Below are 18,853 nucleotides of genomic sequence, written 5' to 3'. Positions count from 1 at the left end.
TATGTATGCTATTTAGGAGCCAACATCATGGCTGAACTGAGCACTGAATATTTGAATGGGCTAGGCCTGAATGCCTATTCTCCAGCTTCGACCACGCAAGGTGACGACGAGCTTGGACAAGAAGATTTTCTCAGGCTGCTGACCACGCAGCTGACGACCCAGGATCCGACCAATCCGGTCGAAAACGAGGATTTTGTCGCGCAGATGGCGCAATTCTCGACCTTGACCGGAATTGAGGAGCTGACGAGTTCGTTCGAGTCTTTGTCACAGACACTGTTGCAAGGTCAAGCCCTGGAAGCCGCGACCCTGGTTGGGAAGAGCGTATTAGTACCGTCGAGCAAGATGGAGCTTTCCGAAGGGCAGGGTGCAAGCGGTGCGGTGGAGCTATCTACGTCCGCGACTCAGGCCAGGGCCGATATCTATGACGCCAGCGGTCAAGTGGTCCGTACCCTGGATTTAGGGGCATTGAGCGCGGGTCTTCAGGAATTCGATTGGGATGGCACGCTAGAGGATGGTTCTGTAGCTCCCGCCGGCAACTACGAATTCAAAGTCACCGCTCAAACCAACGGCATGACCGAAGCACTGACGACCTATCTCAATGGTCAAGTCAAGAGCGTATCAGCCGAGAGCACGGGCGCCGGACTCATGCTCAACGTTCAGGGGATCGGTAACACTACATTCTCAGATGTTCTTCGTGTCAGCTAGTGGGCACAGACCTTCTTCAGATTTCAGCCAGGAGATGACATCATGTTTAGTATCGGATTGAGTGGCTTGAATGCAGCAGCAAAAGATCTCGAAGTCACCGGCAACAATATCGCCAATTCATCGACGATCGGCTTCAAGAAGTCACGCGCTGAATTTGCTGATATCTATGCCTCTTCTTTTGGCACCTGTGCTAATAACTCGGCTGTCGGTGTTCGCTTGGCGGCGGTGACCCAGCAGTTTTCTCAGGGCAGTCTCGAATTGACCGATAACACATTGGATATGGCTATCAATGGCGAGGGTTTTTTTGTTTTGCGCAACGACGTTGGGCAGAACGAGATGGTTTACACGCGTAATGGTACTTTTCAAGTCGATCGGGATGGCTATGTCGTTAGCTCGGCAGGGAAGCGACTGCAGGTCTATCCTCCAAAAATACCGAATAGCGATATCGCTGATTTTGACTCAGGCAATCTCACTGATTTGCAGCTGCCTTTGGATAATATGGGCGCCAAATCCACGACCGAAGTCGACATCAATTTTAATTTGAATGCGGATGAAGATGTGATTACCGCTGTCGGCGGGCCTGCGTTTGCATGGCCTGCTGCACTTCCTGAGACAACTCCAGATCCGAATTCTTACAACTGGTCTACAACGTATCAAGTCTATGATTCGCTTGGTTCGCCACGTGATGTCACCATGTATTTCGTGAAAACAGGAGCTCTGACCTGGGATGTCAATGTTGGAATGTATGATGCAAATAATGTGACGCCCCCGGATCCACCATTGATGATTGATGCAACAGGAACTGGCGGGCCTATTGAAGTGGTTTTCAAAGCTGATGGTACGATCGATACGGTTAATGGCGCTACGGTTCCTGATCCAGCGGCAGTGATACCAATAAATATGCCGGCATTCACTGACAATGGCGCTGATGCATTGGTTTCTTCGATTACATTGGACAATGCAACTCAGTATTCATCATCTAAGAACTCTGTCATTGATTTGACGCAAAATGGTTACTCATCCGGGACGTTGAGTGGTTTTGATGTAGATGCCGAAGGCATCGTGTTTTCTCGTTATTCGAACGGTCAGTCGTTCATCCTTGGCCAAGTCGCCATGGCCAACTTCAAAAATCCTCAAGGCTTGCAGCAAATTGGTGATAACAACTGGGCGTTAAGCTATGGTGCTGGAGATCCCGTCTACGGCGGAGCTGGAGATGGTCGACTGGGAAGCGTCCAGTGCTGCGCGCTCGAAAGCTCGAACGTCGACCTGACCGAAGAGTTGGTCAACATGATCACGGCACAGCGCGCGTATGAAGCGAACGCCAAGACCATCTCGACAGCTGATCAGATGACTCAGACCATCCTCAACATCCGTTGAGGTCTCGATCGCGCGGAGGCTGAACCATGGACCGCTTTCTCTATCTCTCGATGTCCGGCGCCAAGGAGACGGCCTATGCGCAGTCGATCAACAACCACAACCTGGCCAACGCCAACACGACCGGCTTTCGCCAGGCCCTGGCCTACGCCTACACCGCACCGGTGCGTGGTCCAGTCTACGACTCGCGCGACTATGTGCAGGTCGGCAATCAGGTCATCGACTTCTGCCCCGGCACACTCCAGGCCACGGGGCGGGATCTCGACGTCGCCATCCAGGACGAAGGGTTTCTGGTGGTCCAGACCGAGGATGGCGGCGAAGCCTACACCCGGGCCGGTAATCTACAGGTCGACGCTACGGGCGTGCTGCGCGATGCGCGCGGACTCGCGGTGCTCGGCGACGGTGGCCCGATCACGATCCCGGAGTACGAGAGCCTGAGCATCGGCACGGATGGCACCATCACCATCCGCCCGGCAGGCGCCGCGCCCAACGCACTGGCGGCCGTCGATCGGCTGCGCTTGGTCAAACCGGATACCCAGAATCTGCTCCGTGGCGAAGATGGCCTGATCCGTGCTCAAGATGGAGAGGCGGCGGTGCCTGATGCCAGTGTGCGGGTCGTCAGCGGCATGTTGGAGACCAGCAACGTCAATACCGTGGCGTCTCTGACGCGCATGATCGAGCTGTCGCGCACCTTCGAGACTCAGATCAAGATGATGGAGACCGCCAGCAGCAACGAAAAAAACCACAACCGCCTACTGGCGGTCAGTTAAACCTGGCGGAGTATTTGGGAGCAGATCATGAACCAAGCGCTTTGGATCGCTAAGACCGGACTCGACGCCCAGCAGACCCGAATGTCCGTGGTGTCCAACAACCTGGCCAACGTCAATACCACGGGCTTCAAGAGGGGACGCGCCGTCTTCGAGGATCTGATCTATCACAGTTGCCGCCAGCATGGCGCCCAGGCCACCCAAGAGACACAGCTCCCCTCGGGCTTGACGATCGGCACGGGTGTACGCACCGTGGCGACGCAAAAGCTGTTCGCGCAGGGTAACTTCGTCGAGACAGGCAATTCGCTCGACATCGCTATCCAGGGTCAAGGCTTTTTTCAGATCCTGATGCCGGGTGGCGAGATCGGTTACACCCGTGATGGGAGCTTTCAGCTCAATGCCAATGGCGAGGTGGTGATGTCCAATGGCGATGCCCTGCAGCCCGGCCTCGTCGTGCCGGAAAACGCCGAAAAAATCACGATCGGTAAGGATGGCACCGTCACGGTCAAGCTGCCGGATCAGGTCGACGCGGTTGAACTGGGCCAGATCCAGCTCGCCAACTTCGTCAATCCGGCCGGCCTGCAACCGGTCGGCGAGAATCTCTTTCGCGAAACGACGGCCTCTGGAGCGCCTCAGCAGTCCAATCCAGGCGAGAACGGCTTCGGGGGGCTGGTGCAGTGCTCGCTGGAGACCAGTAACGTCAATATGGCCGAGGAACTGGTCAACATGATCGAGACCCAGCGGGCCTATGAGGTCAACTCCAAGGCCATCGCCGCCGCCGATGCGATGCTCCAGTTCGTCAACAATAATCTGGCGCGTTGATCAGTATTTTTTGGCCTGATTCATGCTTTTATAAAATCACCTATGCGCGAAGCATTCGGATCGCCAACGCGGCGCGCCTTCGACGAGCACTCAGGCTAGGTGCCGAGTGGAGCGAGTCCCAAGGTTAGGAGTCGTCAGTCATCATGAACCCTGGATCGAAAGTCCTGAGCGCCTTGTTGGCCGCTTTCACGCTGTCCGGCTGTGCCACGCTCAACCCGCCCAAGCCGGGCGACTCGCCCGAGTACCAGCCGGCCGCGCCGCTTGAGCCGCGTCCGGCGGCGTTGAACAATGGAGCCATCTTTCAGCCCACCCTGGGCTCGGCGCTGTTCGAGGATAACAAAGCCCATCGTGTCGGGGATCTGGTGACCGTGGTCCTCAACGAGAAGACCAACGCCAAGAAATCGTCGGCCACCTCGACCTCCAAGGATTCGAGCGCCGATATGGACTTCGGCAACATTACGATCGCCGGTCAGAGTCTGCTCGACGGTGAGACCAAATTAGTCGGTCTCACCGGCGAAGCCGGACGCACCTTCGACGGTTCGGGCGACTCCAGCCAGAGTAACCAGTTCAGCGGCGAGATCACGGTCACGGTCGCCGAAGTACTGCCGAACGGCAATTTAATCATCCAGGGCGAGAAATGGCTCGGCATCAATCAGGGCAACGAGTATGTGCGTCTGCGCGGCATCGTGCGTCCGGTCGACATCACGCGAGACAACAAGGTCAATTCGACCCAGATCGCCAATGCTCAGCTCTATTACGGCGGCACGGGCGTCCTGCGGGACAGCAATACACCGGGCTGGTTGACGCGCTTCTTCAACACCCCGATTTGGCCCATTTGACGAATACAGGGGATTTCGATGAACAGCCGACTGACACGCACGAGCCTAGTTCTCTTGATGGCTGGCTCCCTGCTCACCATGAACGTGACCCTGGCCGGAAACGAAGCCGAGACATCCGATCTCAATCGTTTCGGCAACTGGAACGCGGGTGGCGTGGAGCGAATCAAGGATCTCGCGACCATCGCCGGCGTGCGTGATAACCAATTGCTCGGCTATGGTCTGGTGGTGGGGCTGGATGGCACGGGCGATCAGACGACCCAGGCACCCTTCAGCACCCAGAGTCTCAAAAACATGCTCAACCAATTGGGCGTGACCCTGCCCGAGGGCGTCAACCCCCAGACCAAGAACATGGCGGCCGTCATGATCACGGCCGACCTGCCACCCTTCGCCAAGCCGGGTCAGCGCATGGACATCACCGTCTCATCGCTCGGCAACGCCAAGAGTCTGCGCGGCGGCACCCTGCTGATGACGCCGCTCAAGGGGGCCGATGGTCAGCTCTATGCTATCGCCCAGGGCAATCTCACCGTCGGTGGCTTTGGGGGCGGCGGCGCCGACGGCAGCCGCATCACGGTCAACATACCCAGTGTTGGGCGTATCCCCAACGGCGCTACGGTCGAGCGCGAGGTGCCAACCAGCTTCACGCAGGGCGATCATCTGACGCTCAATCTGCGCCGTCCCGATTTCACCACCGCTTACCGCATGGCCGATGTCATCAATGCCAGCTTCGGCGATGAACTCGCCCGGGCACTTGACGGTTCCTCGATCCAGGTGCGTGCCCCTCGTGACCCGAATCAGCGCGTGACCTTCGTTTCCATGCTCGAAAACCTCACGCTCGAAGCCGCTGAGCCGCCGGCGCGGGTCGTCATCAACGCGCGCACGGGCACCGTGGTCATGGGCGCGGGCGTGACCGTGCGTCCAGCAGCCATCTCGCACGGTAATCTCACGGTCACCATCAGCGAGAATCCAGCCGTCGCCACACCGGGTGCGCTTGTCGGCCCTCAGAGCAATGTCGAGGTTGCACAGGATCAAAATCGCATGTTTCTCTTCGAGCCCGGAACCGCGCTCGGCGACATCGTCGAGGCGGTCAACGAGGTCGGCGCCGCGCCCGGCGATCTGGTCGCCATCCTGGAGGCCCTGCGTGAGGCCGGTGCCCTGCGTGCCGAACTGGTCGTGATCTGAGCCGGACATGCTCTCCAGCAGCGCCTCATCACTGGGTTTGGGTTCGAGTCAGCCGTCGACGGCTGGACTGGTTGCGGACCCGAACGCCTATCAGGGACTCTCGCGAGTCGCGCGTGACGGTGGTGCCGAGGGGCTGGAAGCGGCCGCGCGTGCCTTCGAATCGCTCCTGGTCGGGCAGATGCTCAAACAGATGCGTTCGACCACTCTCGGCGGAGGACTCTTCGACTCGGCCCAAACCCAGCTCTATCAGGATCTCTACGATCAGCAGATCGCCACCGTCCTGAGCGAGGGCGATGGACTGGGTATCCGCAAGGCGCTGTTGCGTCAGCTGGCGCCCGAATTGAGCAACGAGGGACGCGCCGAGCGCGATCCGGCCACGCTGACGGTTCCAGAGCGCAACCCGTTGCTCAAGAGCTTCAAGCGGCGCCAGATCGAGGCGGCGGTCGAGAAGACCGACTCCAAGCCCGTGGACGCGGTGGCGAATCCGTCCGAGACATCCGCCGGCGCCGCGACGACGAGTGCGACGACGACCACGGGAGCCCGTGTCGGCCGCTCGACCCTGGTCAGCGGCGGAGGACGCTGGCCGCCGCGCAATGCCGAGGAGTTCGTCGCCTATCTCAAACCCTATGCCGAGCAGGCCGCCGAGATCCTGGGCATGGATACCAGCGTGCTCTTGGCGCAGAGCGCACTGGAAACCGGCTGGGGCAAACACATCCCGCGCCGTGCCAATGGGAATAGCAGCTTCAATCTCTTTGGCATCAAGGCCGATCGGAGCTGGAAGGGCGACAGCGTCGGCGTGGGCACGCTGGAATACCGCAACGGTGTGGCGCAGCGCGAGCAAGCCAAATTTCGCGCCTATGAGACCCCGGCTGACTCCTTTGTCGACTATGTCGCCTTCCTCAAGCGCAATCCGCGCTATGGCGAGGCACTCAATAGCCGCACCGGCGAGGAGTTCATTCGTGGTCTGCAAAAGGCCGGCTATGCCACGGATCCGCGCTATGCTAACAAGATCCTGGGTATTCGCGACCGGGTGCTGGCGATCGGTGCCGCTATCGAGTCACCGGCCACACCACAGACCAAGAGCGAGACTCAAGTTTCCGCCGCCCAAGCCGATACCCCAGCAAAGGGCTGAGCCAGGCGCTCCAGCCGATCTTGGCGTATCGGAACCACGGCAGAGCCATCATGAATCAACGACGAACGGGGTGAAGCCATGAGCGTCTTGGGAACCGGCGTCACCGGTCTGCTGGCCTTCCAGCGCGCCCTGGCGACGACCAGCCACAACATCGCCAATGCAGCCACCGAGGGTTACAGCCGTCAGCGGGTCGAACTGACGACCAACAATCCACAGCGGCTGGGTCCGGGTTATGTGGGACAGGGAGTCCAGATCTCCGGCATTCGGCGGCTCCAGGACGAGTGGATTGATGCGCAACTGCGCACCAGTCTGAGCACCAATGCCAATGCCACGACGCGTGCGGACTTCGCCGAGCGCATCGATAACCTGCTGGCGGATCAAAGCACCGGGCTGGCACCGACGCTCGAGAACTTCTTTGCCTCCGTGCAGGACGTCGCCAGCGACCCAACGGCGCTTCCGGCGCGCATGGTGATGCTCAACGAGTCTGAGACACTGGAGGGGCGTTTCGAGTCGATCAATGAACGGCTTTCCGAACAGCGCAGTCTGGTCAATGGGCAGATTGGAACCTCCATTGAGGAGATCAATCAATACGCCAAATCCGTCGCCGATCTCAACAAACAGATCGCTACTCGATCCACGGCCGGATCTCCGCCCAACGACCTGCTCGATCGGCGTGACACCGTTCTGAGAAATCTGGCCGAAAAGGTCGACGTCTCGCTCAGCACGCAGGACGATGGCTCCGTCAGTGTCTTCATTGGCAATGGGCAGGCGCTGGTGCTCGGTGGTAATGCCAGCGAACTGACCTTCTCGAATCTGTCCGGCGATCCCGTCAATTGGGATATCGGTCTGAGGACAACGACGGCAAGCAACAGCCAGCCGATCAATATCACCCGTTTCGTGACTGGCGGTGAGGTCGGTGGTCTACTGGAGACCCGGACCAATCTGCTCGACAAGGCGCAGAACGAGTTGGGTCTCACCGCGCTGAACCTGGCAACCCGATTCAACGAACAGAACCGGCTTGGCCTGGATCTGAACGGGGAACTGGGCACTGACATCTTCGAGTTGCCGAACGTCATGGTCAGGTCAGCCATCGGCAATAGCGTCAACGCTATGCCGGACGTAACGATTGAGGATGTCGGCCAGCTCCCCCCCAGCGACTATCGGCTGCGTCAAACCGACAGCGGATTTCAATTGCTACGCCTGCCCGAAAATACGTCTGTCCCCTATGACACGGATGCGACCGACTCGAACATCCTGCTTGCCGATGGCTTGAGCATCGATACTACAGATCTCGCCGGCGCGACCAGTGGTGATGCCTGGTTGATCCAGCCGACTCGTTTCGCTGCCACGAACCTGAAGATGGCCATGACCGATCCGGCCAAGATCGCCGCGATCTCGGGTGCCTTGGCCGAGACGAGCAACACGGGCGATGCTCGACCCGTCGACCTGCGCATGAGCAGTGATCCAGCCAATCCCGCCACGCCGGAGACCTATCTGCCCGCCGCCGTGGTGGGCAACGCGACGGGAGACGGCTTCGATCTGCTGACGCCGAGCTATGGCACGGATGCCGGATCGGCCAAGGTTGAGTCTTTCCGCGTACTCGACGCCGAGAACGCCGATCTGTCGACGCCCGTGTCCGTGACCTTCGACACGGCCAAGAGTCAGTTCGTGGTCGGTGAGGAGCGCTTCGCGCTCGACCCGACAGGAACCACCACCATCCAGGCCAATGGCTGGGAGCTGAAGGTCCAGGGCACGCCCAGTAATGGCACGGGTACGGTGATCGATATCCAGGTCGACAACTTCCCGGTTGCGACGACTCAACCGCCGGTTACCACCATCACAGGTCCAGGATGGGAGATGGATCTTCAAGGCACGCCGGCAGCGGGTGATCTGTTTACGGTCGAACTCAGCAAGGATCGTCCGGGCGACAACCGTAATATGCTGGAGATGGCCGGTATCCAGGGTGAGCGTCTCATCGAAGGGAAAACCACTCTCCAGGGCGGCTACAACACCTTGCTCGCCGACGTCGGAACCCAGACGCGTCGTGCTCAGATCAGCCGTGATTCGAGCGAGGCTTTGCTGGAATCGGCGCAGCAGCAACGCGAGGCACTCTCGGGAGTTAATCTCGACGAGGAGGCGGCGAACATGATGCGCTTCCAGCAAGCCTATCAGGCCGCCGCTCAGGTGATCGCGACCTCCAGTACCATGTTCGATACCCTGCTCAATGCAGTGCGTCGCTAAGGCGCACTTGGAGGATGTGAGCCGATGAGAATCTCAACCAGCCAGATCTTTCAGTCGGGTCTTTCGGCCATGCAGGGCGCGCAGTCGAAGCTCAACAAGACCGGCCTGCAGCTGGCCACGGGCCGACGCATCCTGACGCCCGCCGATGATCCGGGCGGAGCCACGCAATCGGTGCAGTTCAAGGCCGCTATCAAGACCACCGAGCAGTATCAGCGCAACACCGACTACGCCAAGCCCAAGCTCGAATATGAAGAGTCGCAACTCGTCGCCCTGGGTAATGCCATGCAGCGCGTGCGCGAACTGGTGGTCGCGGGCAATAACGACACCTATAACCCCGAGAACCGCAAGATCATTGCCAGCGAGATTCGCCAGCTACGCGAGGACATCCTCGATCTGGGCAACAGCGAGGATGCCAATGGCGAGTATCTTTTCGCCGGTACGCGCTCGCAGCGCCAACCGTTTGTCGTCGGCGATGAGGGGCAGATCACCTATGTCGGCGCCGAGGGGCCGGGGTCTGTCCGCGAGGTCGACATCACCAGCAACCGCCGTATCGCCACCGGGGACACTGGCGCTCATGTCTTCATGAACATCCCGGAGCGCAGCGGTCTGCTGACCGAGTCAGTGTTGGCGCCCGGCAACAGTCTCAATGGCACGCCTGGGGTCGAACTCAAAACCGAGGTCGCTGATCTACAACGGTCCCTGAACAGCGCCGGCCAGACGTTCCGTATCCGCTTCGAAGACGACGGCGGAACCCTGATGTACAAGGTGCTCGACCTCGATGGCAATTCGGTCAAGGACCAGAATGGCGCACTCATCGGTGGTCCCTATGTCGCCAACCAGCCGATCGATTTTGCGGGCCGGCGTGTCACCCTGACGGTTCCGAACACCACGCCGCCGACCGAGCCGGCTGATGGCGACGAGATCTACTCGCGCCCTATCACCCAGGTCAGTATCTTCAAGACGCTCGATGACATCGCCACCGCTTTCGAGACGCCCGCCACCGACGATACGACCCGCGAGAGCCTGTCGCAGGCCACCAGCATGGCCCTGCGCAACCTCGACTCAGGTCTGGACCGTATCAACGAGGTTCGGACCTCGGTCGGTCTGCGGCTCGATACGGTCGACACCCAGACCGAACTCAACGACGAGCGACTGGTGGATCTCAACAGCACCCTGTCCGATATTCAGGATCTCGACTACGCCGAGGCGATCAGCCGTTTTCAGCTCCAGCAAACCGTGCTCCAGGCCGCCCAGCAGACCTACACCCAGACCAGCCGGCTCTCGCTGTTCGATTTCCTCTAAAACCAGTGGGCCTGATGGCTGGACATCGGCCCGTCCAGCCGGCTCAATTACTGAGCGGCGCGGGCTGTTTCAGTGCCGGCGGTGGATTGAGCCAGGACTCGAACTGGGCCGCGCTCAGCGGCTCGCCGAACAGATCCCCTTGTGCCTTCAGACAGCCGATGCTGAGCAGCTGATATTGCTGATCCTTGGTGCGCACGCCATCGGCGCTGATCTCTAACCCCAGGGCTTGCGCCATGGCGATCAGCGCCTCGACCACGGCTAGCTCGTGATGGGCATTGGGCAGCGCCTCGATGAAACTCGAATGGATTTTAAGCCCACGGATCGGCAGTCGTTGCAGTAAGGCCGGCGCGGTCCATCCGATACCGACCTCGCTCAGACAGATGCCGATGCCCAGTTCGTTCAACCCCTGAAAGACCTCGGCGATCTGTTCGCGGTGCTTGACGAGGAGTCGCTCGCTGAACTCCAGATCCAGGCGCGTGGCAACGGCTGGATAATCCTCCAGACGTTGGGCCAGGGTGCGCGCCAGATCACCGCGCGTGAGTTGCGCCTCGCTGATCTCAATGGCCAGCCGTTTGATCGTCAGCCCACGGTCGATCCAGTCCTGGACCTGCCGGCAGGCCTGGGTGAGCACCCAGTCGCCCAGTTCCAGGATCAAACCACTCTCCTCGGCCAGCGCCAGCAGCCGCTCCTGTGTGATCAGGCCCAGTTCAGGCAGCTCCCAATGCATTGACACCGCAACCGCATCGAGGCCATCCGTGCTCATGTCCATGCTCGGACGGTACTGGAGCTGGATTTCAGATGTACCGAGCGCCGCACGCAGTCGCGCCAACAGTTGCAGGTGCTCGCGCGCGACCTGCTCCGGTGCGCTCGACAGGATCTGGAACCCATTGCCACCCCGGCGCTTGACCTGCCTCAAGGCCGATTCGGCATTGGTCAGGAGTGCCCGGCGATCCTCCAGCAGTTCGGTGCTCAGGGCAATGCCGGCGCTGAAACTGACATGCAATTGATGGCCACGAATCCAGATCGGCTTGCTCATCAGCGTTTTGAGCCGGTTGGCGATCTGGGGCACCTCGTCGCTGTCCTCGATATCCTCGAACAGCAGCGCGAATTGATCGGCGCGCAAGCGTGCCAGGGTATCTGAAGGGCGGATCGTCTCGCGCAGCTTGAGTCCGATGGTACGCAACAGATCATCACCGATCTGATAGCCGAGACTGGAATTGATGTGCGAAAAATGGTCCAGATCGACGATAAAGAGCGCCAGGAGCGATTCCTTACGCCGACCGAGTTCGATGGCATGCTCCAGACGTGACTCGAACAGCAGGTGGTTGGGCAACTTGGTCAGGGCATCGTAATGAATCAGATGCTCGGCCAAGCGCGGTGTCTCCGGGGAGGCCGTGCGTTCGGCGAACAGACCGACGAAATTGACCAGGCGACCACGCTGATCGAGCACGCGCCGGATGGTCAGGCGCTGGCGGTAAATCTCGCCATTTTTGCGCCGGTTCCAGATCTCGCCCTGCCAGGCTCCCTGTCTGAGCAGGCGCCGCCACAGGCTGATAAAGAAGCCTTGGCTATGCCATTGGGCGTTGAGCAGGCTTGGTTTCTGTCCCAGGATCTCGGATTCGGCATACCCGGTGATCTGAGTGAAGGCGGTGTTGACGGCGACCACGATCCCCGCCGGGTCGGTAATCAGGACGCCCTCGGAGGTTGCCGCATAGACGGCGGCCGATTGCAGCAGACGGCGCTCGACATCGCGAATGGCGCTTACGTCACGCACCTCGATGACGATGCCGGTGACGAGTTCTCCCTGGGCGTCACGACAGGGGAGCAGTCGGACTTCATGCTGGCGCGGCTCATCGTGCTCACGGGTTTCGAGCCAGTCCTCGACGATGGTTTGCGCCTGATCGAGACAGGCGCTGAGATGGTGGTAGAGCAGGGTCGTGAGCGGACTCTCGCCACACAGACTCATGAAGGGCTGGCCGATGGCGTCATCCAGCTGGCGACCAATGGACTGGAGAAAGGCGACGTTGGCAGTCAGCAGTCGACCGCTGCGATCGACCAGGGCGATGCGATCGGGCAGGGCCGCAACGATATTGGCGTAATGCGCCAAACCTCGCGCGTCCGTGGGTTGAACGTCGAGACCAAGCGAATCGTCTGGTGAGCGGGTTTCGTCATGATCGGGCATCGCGGCATACACTGGCATGGATTCGAGTCGAGGTACCGATGGCAAGAGATGGAGCGATTGTGCCGCTGTTGCGTTCACTCAGGACGAGAGCTCAAGTATATCCCTATGGATCGCATCGGAAAGTACACACATGCATCTGCCATACGCTCGCTGTTCCTTGAGACGCACGCTTGGGTTTCTGTCTGGCCGCTAAGGGCCTTATACTGCACAGCCGACAAAACAATACTTCAGATTGAATTTCGAGACGAGGAGCAGTATGCACAACGGCACCACCCTGACCCAATTCATCATCGAGGAGCAGCGCCACATCGCCGGCGCTACCGGTGATTTCACCTCGCTGCTCAACGATGTGGTCACGGCCTGTAAGGTCATCAGCCACATGGTCAACCACGGCGCCCTGGTCGGCGTCCTGGGCAGCGCTGAAACCGAGAATGTCCAGGGCGAGACTCAGAAGAAGCTCGATGTGCTTTCCAATGAGGTCTTCATCAAGTCCAACGAATGGGCCGGACATCTGGCGGCCATGGCCTCCGAGGAGATGGACGAGATCTATCCCATCCCCACCAAGTATCCGCGCGGCAAGTATCTGCTGACCTTCGACCCACTCGATGGCTCCTCCAACATCGACGTCAATGTCTCGGTCGGCACCATCTTCTCGATCCTGCGCTGTCCGGGTGGCGGCGAGGAGGCCACCGAGCGCGATTTTCTCCAGGCCGGCACCCAGCAGGTCGCGGCCGGCTATGCCCTCTACGGCCCCTCGACCATGATGGTCCTGACCACCGGCAATGGCGTCAACGGCTTCACGCTCGATCAAAACATCGGCGAGTTCATCCTCACTCACCCCAGGATGCAGATCCCGGCCGACACCCGTGAGTTTGCGATCAACGCCTCCAACATGCGGTTCTGGGAACCGCCGGTCAAGCGCTATGTGCAGGAGTGCCTGGACGGCAAGGAGGGGTCGCGCGGCGAGGACTTCAACATGCGCTGGATCGCCTCCATGGTCGCTGAGGTGCACCGCATCCTGACCCGTGGCGGCGTCTTCATGTATCCCATGGACTCGAAGATGCAGGCCAAGGGACAAGGCGGCAAGCTGCGTCTGCTCTATGAGGCCAATCCGATGTCGTTCATCGTCGAGCAGGCCGGCGGCGGCTCGATCACCGGCACCGAGCGCATTCTCGAACTCCAGCCCGAATCCCTGCATCAGCGCGTGCCCGTCATCCTCGGCTCCAAGAACGAGGTCGAGCGCATCCTGAGTTATCATCAGCAGGATTGAGACGAGGGTCTGCGAGCGGCGTCCGGTGTCGATCGTCATGGGCGGTTTGGTTGTCCGATCAGCGTCATCCAGACACACCAGTGATGGGAAACCGCTTGCATGATCGATGAACTGCGTCGTGCGCCGTTGCTCTCGCGTCTCGAAGCGGCCCAGCTCCAACGGGTCGCTCGGCACGCGAGCCGCGTCAAACTGAACGCCGAGCAACTGCTCTTCAATCAGGGCGACCCGGCTACCCGCTTCTATTTACTGCTCTCGGGCCAGATGCGGCTGTTCCGCCTCTCGCCCGAGGGTGCTGAAAAGGTGATCGAGATCGTCAGCCCCGGCCAGACCTTTGCCGAGGCGCTGATGTTTCTCAATGCCCCCCGCTATCCGGTCTGCTCGGCGGCGCTGGCCGATTCCGAGCTGATCGCCATCGATGCGTCGGATTTCGCCGCCATGCTGCGCGAATCGGTCGAAACCTGCTTCGTGCTACTCGGCGCGTTGAGCCAGCGTTTGCGCGGTCTCATTGGCGAGATCGATGACCTGACCCTGCACACCGCGACCAGTCGTGTCGCCCGCTATCTCGCCTCGCGTCTGCCGTCGGGGGCGCCGTCACTCGAACTCGATGTGCGCAAGGGAGTGCTGGCCTCGCGTCTGTCGGTACAGCCCGAGACCTTCTCGCGTGTCATCAAATCGCTCAGCGAGCAGGGTATCATCCGCATGGACGGCAGCCTGGTGAACGTGCTCGACCCGCGTGCACTTTCGGAGATCGCCGAGTTGACCGACGCGCTCGAACCCGGACCCGTTTCGATCGGTACCCTGGGGTCGCAGCGGCCCTGAATTCAGCACAAGCAAAGGAGTTCCTGCATGAAACGCTCGCCCCTGACAACCGTCATTTCACTGGCACTGCTGCTGTCGGGCAGCGCTCTGGCCGACGACCAGGCACTGCGCGAGAAGGCCGCGCGGGCCGGACTGGCCCCGCTGCCGGCGACGGCACCCGATCCGGCCGGCAATCCGGTCACCCCCGAGAAGGTCCAGCTCGGCAAGAAGCTGTTCTTCGAGCCGCGTCTGTCGGCCAGCGGGCTTATCAGTTGCAACACCTGCCACAACCTCGGGATGGGCGGTGACGACAATCTGCCGACCTCGGTCGGTCACGGCTGGCAGAAGGGACCGCGTAATGCGCCGACCGTCTACAACGCGGTTTTCAACCGGGCACAGTTCTGGGATGGACGCGCGGCCGACCTCAAGGAACAAGCCAAGGGACCGATCCAGGCCGGGGTCGAGATGGCCAACAAGCCCGAGCAGGTCGTAGCCACGCTCAAGAGCCTGCCGGAGTATGTGGCCTGGTTCAGCGACGTTTTCCCCGGCGAGGAGGATCCCGTCAATTTCGAGAACGTCGTCAAAGCGATCGAAGCCTTCGAGGTCAAGCTGGTCACGCCTGGTGCGCCCTTCGACCGCTTCATGACGGGGGCTGACACCGCGATGACCGCTGAGCAGAAAGACGGACTGGCACTGTTCGTCGATCGTGGCTGCACGGCCTGTCACAACGGCGTCAACGTCGGTGGACAGAACTATTTCCCCTTTGGACTCATCAAGCGCCCTGGGGCCGACATCCTGCCGCCGGCGGACAAGGGTCGCTTCGAGGTCACGCACTCGGCTTCGGATGAATACGTCTTCCGCGCCGCACCCTTGCGCAACGTCGCGCTGACCGCACCTTATTTCCACTCCGGTCAGGTCTGGGATCTCAAGCAGGCGGTGGGCGTGATGGGCACGGCGCAGCTCGGCACCGAACTCAGCGACGAGGAGGCAGGCCGGATCGTCGCCTTCCTCACGTCGCTTACCGGCGTGGCACCCCAGATCCTGTATCCGGAACTGCCGGTTGAGACCGCCGCCACACCGCGTCCGCAACTCTGAGGCGATACGCCATAAGCAACGAGTCCATCCCCGTTGGGATGGACGACGCTGTATCCATCTGAGCGAGTGCAGCAAGACCGAAGGGGATCTGTTCGTCGGCGGACGCGATCCCTGGTGCCAGTGCCGAGCGAGAATCGCGTCATGACCCGCTAACAATGACCGCCCCCAGTGTCAGGATCGCCGGGACAGACGTCGACTATCCCGACACTGGGGTCCGAGTCGCGGCTTAGTCGCCCTGTTCTCCTCGACTCAGGGCCAGGCTTCGTTCCGGGCGCGAGAAGTTGTGGCAGGCGGCGCAGTCCTTGCCTTCTTTGTCCACATGGCGCTCATGAACTCCGCTGAAGTCACGGTCTTCTCGCTCGTTCTCGTGACATTGGCTACAAATGGCGTCCGGATTACCGTTCAGGCTGGTGGTGCGCGTACCGATGACCACGCTTGGCAGGGTTCTGAGCTCGTAGCCCAGACCGGCCAGATCGAGCTGACGTGGACCACCGCGGAGCGCACTGTGACAGGATCCGCAGCCATGTGCGTCGCCGCCGAGGGCATTGTCCTCGGGTTCGACCCCGTGGTTAATGGTCTGGTAGGTGAACACTGGCACGATCGAGGTATTCAGTGGCATTTCCAGGTCTCCCGGCAGGCCATTGCAGACGCTGCTGGCAACGGCGTTGGGGGCGTCCAGGCCAAGACCCACCGCTACGGCTCGACAGAAACTCCCGGTGCGGAAGAACTCAAAGGTTGAGTGACCGACCAGCTTGTTCTCCAAGTCATTGCGGGCCAACTTGCTCCAGTGCGGCTTCATCGGATAGAGCTTGGCTGTCGAGCTAAAAACATCACCGTTGGGCTGACCAAGGACGTAAGCGGGGTCGCCGGCGTTGAAGTTGCCAGCGAAACCTGCGGCAATGGTCGCATCCAGCGGCACCGTTGGCACGCCATCCAGGGACTCTTCCAGATAGAGCACCTCGCTCGTCCCATCGAACCAGGCATAGGTCGGGATCAGCGACTCGGCGCCGAGTCCGCCCTTGTCCTCACGCGGCAGCCAACCGCCGCGCCCGTTGCAGGCCGCTGCAGACGGATGCGGATCCTGCCAGTCACGCGCAACTTCGGTGCCGACGCTGGCCTTGGCGTAAGACGGGATGTGACAGGTCTGGCAGGCGACCTTCATGGCGTGCTTGTCGCGACTGGCGCCATCGGTGCTGCTGAAGTCGCCGTGGGGGCGAGCGTCGTGGCAGCCACCTGTCTCGCAGGTAAAGCGGTCCGCCACGTCATTGGGCCTGAGATCGAGTCCGCGGCCGCGCATCCGATGACCTTCGCCGTTGGTGCCGACGGCGTTGTGGCAATCCGAACAGGTCAGATCCGCACCCTGTGGACTCATGTGCATGTCGAGCGTGACGCTGGGGTTCGCGTTCTCTTTGGACATGTCGCCGCGCTTAGTCCCGTCGCCGCCGCCGGCACCTGCATGGCAGTTGAGGCAGGACATCCGTGTGGTGGCGTGAACGTTTTGGGCCGCTTGCAGCGTGGTGATGGGCATGGGTGTCATTGGCACATCGCCCGGAAGGGTGTCGATGCCGGCCGGCAGGAACTGGAAGTCGCCGGTGACGGGGTCGACATTGGGAATGCCGGAGAAGCCAGTGCGCAGGACGGAGTCATAATCGGATCGGGCCAGATGCCCATCGCTGTCCTCAACCATGTTCAGCAGCGAGAAAGCCGAGAAGCCCAGGCCGCTCGCGGTCCAGTCCGGGAAGCGTTTGTACACCTCCTGGTGGCAGGTGAGGCAGTCGATGTTAGCCAGCTGGGCATGGGCCTCGGTGGAGTCTGGGGGGAGCCGTTCAAACTGGGACTGCGCCATCGGGAAACGGCCGTTGCCGACATGACAGCCAGCGCAGGTAAAGCGGGGCGAATTCTCGTGCGTGCCGCAGTAGGTGTTGATGCCGGTGGCAACCAACTCGCCAGCAGCCTTCGCCGGGCGCTCACCGGCCGCCGTGAAGTCGCCTGGGATGTTGGTGACGAAGTCGAAGGCGCCGCCTTGCTGGTAGTGCACCGAGCCGTGCATATCGCGCGCCTCGTCCTTATGGCAGGCGACGCAGACCTCGGGGCCTGAGTAGGCGGTGATGTTGCAGTGCTCGGAAATGGGGGAGGTGCAGCCGGCGACAGGCGTGTCGGAGACGGTTGCCGTCGTGGTCGACGGACTCGAGGTCGCACCGTCGTTGTCGGTGACGACCAGGGTCACCTGGTAGCTACCGGTTGTCCCATAGGCATGGCTTGGATTGGCGTCGGTGCTGGTGCCGCCGTCGCCGAAGGTCCAGGCGTAGCTGGCGATGCTGCCGTCCGGATCGCGCGAGCCGGCATGGCTGAAGTTGATCGCCGTGCCGGGCAAGCCGTTGTAGGGGCCGTTGGCATTCGCCGTTGGGGCTTGATTGCCTCCGCCGCCGGAACCCTTGGGCGCGCAATCAGAGGGGGCGCGATAGACGTCGCGTTCGGCCGTCTGGCCGTCGGACTGGATGGCACGCACCCGGCATGGCACGGGCCTGGGGCGCTCCTCGCGAATCGACCAGGAACCATCGCGGCCCTCGGCCTCGTCCCGGCCGAGCTGCTGTTCGGGATCATAGGCATTGACCAAGGTGACGCGTGATCGGGAGGTGGCCGTGCCGGAGGCATTCAGGCGTCGCTCTTCGCGGTCCCAGGAGGCTCGCTCGATGGTGATCTGACCTCTGGAATCACCATTGTTGCGGTCGTCGTCATCGGCATAGACCATGGCCGGCGATAGAAACGCCGCCGTGGCAAGCGCCGCCAGTATGAGCCGTGCCTGCACGAACCATCGCTTCTGGTGCCAGGGCCGCGCGCCCGGAACTTGTTGGTCTTTGACTGTCTTCATCACGCCACCCTCTTGATCGTTAACGCCGCAGCGGCTCTATGCACACCCATCGCAGATGGCGGCGTCCGTGGCCTGCGAGACCGGCGACTGGGCCGGCGTCAGTGAGTCGGTGCTGCAGCTGGAGTGCCATTTCAGAGTCTTCTCCAAGCTGTAACACTAACCAGCAACGCCTTAAGAAAACCTTAAGACGAAGGGCGTAATGTCGGAGAGGCGGACATTAATTTGAGGTGGCGTGCAGGCGCTCGCAGCTCCAGACACCTTTTTGGCGAGCGGCT

General features: G+C 61.0%; 14 protein-coding genes. 12 read left to right on the top strand and 2 right to left on the bottom strand.

The window, feature by feature from the left end; all coding sequences use genetic code 11:
* Positions 1–27: 27 nt before the first annotated feature.
* The 9 genes from GJ668_RS06370 (at position 28) to flgL (ending at position 10,361) form a co-directional block, all read left to right on the top strand.
* Complete coding sequence (locus tag GJ668_RS06370; protein WP_155449310.1) at positions 28–705, top strand: flagellar hook assembly protein FlgD; 678 nt, start codon at positions 28–30, stop codon at positions 703–705.
* Positions 706–744: 39 nt separating this feature from the next.
* Positions 745–2,082, top strand: coding sequence for a flagellar hook protein FlgE (flgE, locus tag GJ668_RS06365; protein ID WP_186342931.1), 1,338 nt, complete (start codon positions 745–747; stop codon positions 2,080–2,082).
* Between the two features lie 26 nt (positions 2,083–2,108).
* A complete protein-coding gene (gene flgF / locus GJ668_RS06360) occupies positions 2,109–2,849 on the top strand; it encodes a flagellar basal-body rod protein FlgF (RefSeq protein ID WP_155449308.1) in 741 nt (246 codons plus the stop codon).
* 27 nt (positions 2,850–2,876) lie between these two features.
* Positions 2,877–3,668, top strand: a complete 792-nt coding sequence (flgG, locus tag GJ668_RS06355; RefSeq protein WP_155449307.1) for a flagellar basal-body rod protein FlgG — start codon at positions 2,877–2,879, stop codon at positions 3,666–3,668.
* A gap of 143 nt (positions 3,669–3,811) precedes the next feature.
* Positions 3,812–4,507: a flagellar basal body L-ring protein FlgH gene (gene flgH, locus GJ668_RS06350; RefSeq protein WP_155449306.1), complete on the top strand. Its 696-nt coding sequence runs from the start codon at positions 3,812–3,814 to the stop codon at positions 4,505–4,507.
* A 57-nt stretch (positions 4,508–4,564) separates the two neighbouring features.
* Positions 4,565–5,686, top strand: coding sequence for a flagellar basal body P-ring protein FlgI (locus tag GJ668_RS06345; protein ID WP_425482476.1), 1,122 nt, complete (start codon positions 4,565–4,567; stop codon positions 5,684–5,686).
* Between the two features lie 7 nt (positions 5,687–5,693).
* Positions 5,694–6,818: a flagellar assembly peptidoglycan hydrolase FlgJ gene (gene flgJ, locus GJ668_RS06340; RefSeq protein WP_155449304.1), complete on the top strand. Its 1,125-nt coding sequence runs from the start codon at positions 5,694–5,696 to the stop codon at positions 6,816–6,818.
* Positions 6,819–6,896: 78 nt separating this feature from the next.
* Positions 6,897–9,059 carry a flagellar hook-associated protein FlgK gene (flgK, locus tag GJ668_RS06335; RefSeq protein WP_155449303.1) on the top strand — a complete coding sequence of 721 codons (2,163 nt, stop codon included), beginning with the start codon at positions 6,897–6,899 and terminating at the stop codon, positions 9,057–9,059.
* A gap of 24 nt (positions 9,060–9,083) precedes the next feature.
* Positions 9,084–10,361, top strand: coding sequence for a flagellar hook-associated protein FlgL (gene flgL, locus GJ668_RS06330; protein ID WP_155449302.1), 1,278 nt, complete (start codon positions 9,084–9,086; stop codon positions 10,359–10,361).
* Positions 10,362–10,404: 43 nt separating this feature from the next.
* Here the strand turns inward: flgL and GJ668_RS06325 are convergent, their stop codons facing one another.
* Positions 10,405–12,561 (bottom strand): putative bifunctional diguanylate cyclase/phosphodiesterase, encoded by a 2,157-nt coding sequence (locus GJ668_RS06325; RefSeq protein ID WP_246194659.1) that lies wholly within the window; start codon positions 12,559–12,561, stop codon positions 10,405–10,407.
* 238 nt (positions 12,562–12,799) lie between these two features.
* On the opposite strand from GJ668_RS06325, the gene GJ668_RS06320 reads away from it, so the two are divergent.
* The 3 genes from GJ668_RS06320 (at position 12,800) to GJ668_RS06310 (ending at position 15,706) form a co-directional block, all read left to right on the top strand.
* On the top strand, positions 12,800–13,813 hold the full coding sequence (locus GJ668_RS06320; protein WP_155449301.1) for a class 1 fructose-bisphosphatase: 1,014 nt from the start codon (positions 12,800–12,802) through the stop codon (positions 13,811–13,813).
* Between the two features lie 99 nt (positions 13,814–13,912).
* Positions 13,913–14,632, top strand: coding sequence for a Crp/Fnr family transcriptional regulator (locus GJ668_RS06315; RefSeq protein ID WP_155449300.1), 720 nt, complete (start codon positions 13,913–13,915; stop codon positions 14,630–14,632).
* 27 nt (positions 14,633–14,659) lie between these two features.
* A complete protein-coding gene (locus GJ668_RS06310) occupies positions 14,660–15,706 on the top strand; it encodes a cytochrome-c peroxidase (RefSeq protein WP_155449299.1) in 1,047 nt (348 codons plus the stop codon).
* 226 nt (positions 15,707–15,932) lie between these two features.
* Here GJ668_RS06310 and GJ668_RS06305 read toward each other — a convergent pair whose 3' ends face one another.
* Positions 15,933–18,578 (bottom strand): PKD domain-containing protein, encoded by a 2,646-nt coding sequence (locus GJ668_RS06305; protein WP_155449298.1) that lies wholly within the window; start codon positions 18,576–18,578, stop codon positions 15,933–15,935.
* Positions 18,579–18,853: the final 275 nt, after the last annotated feature.

Origin of the sequence: Allochromatium palmeri (genome assembly GCF_009720725.1) — a bacterium.
Lineage (GTDB): Bacteria > Pseudomonadota > Gammaproteobacteria > Chromatiales > Chromatiaceae > Thermochromatium > Thermochromatium palmeri.
This window is presented reverse-complemented; position numbering and strand designations above follow the sequence as displayed.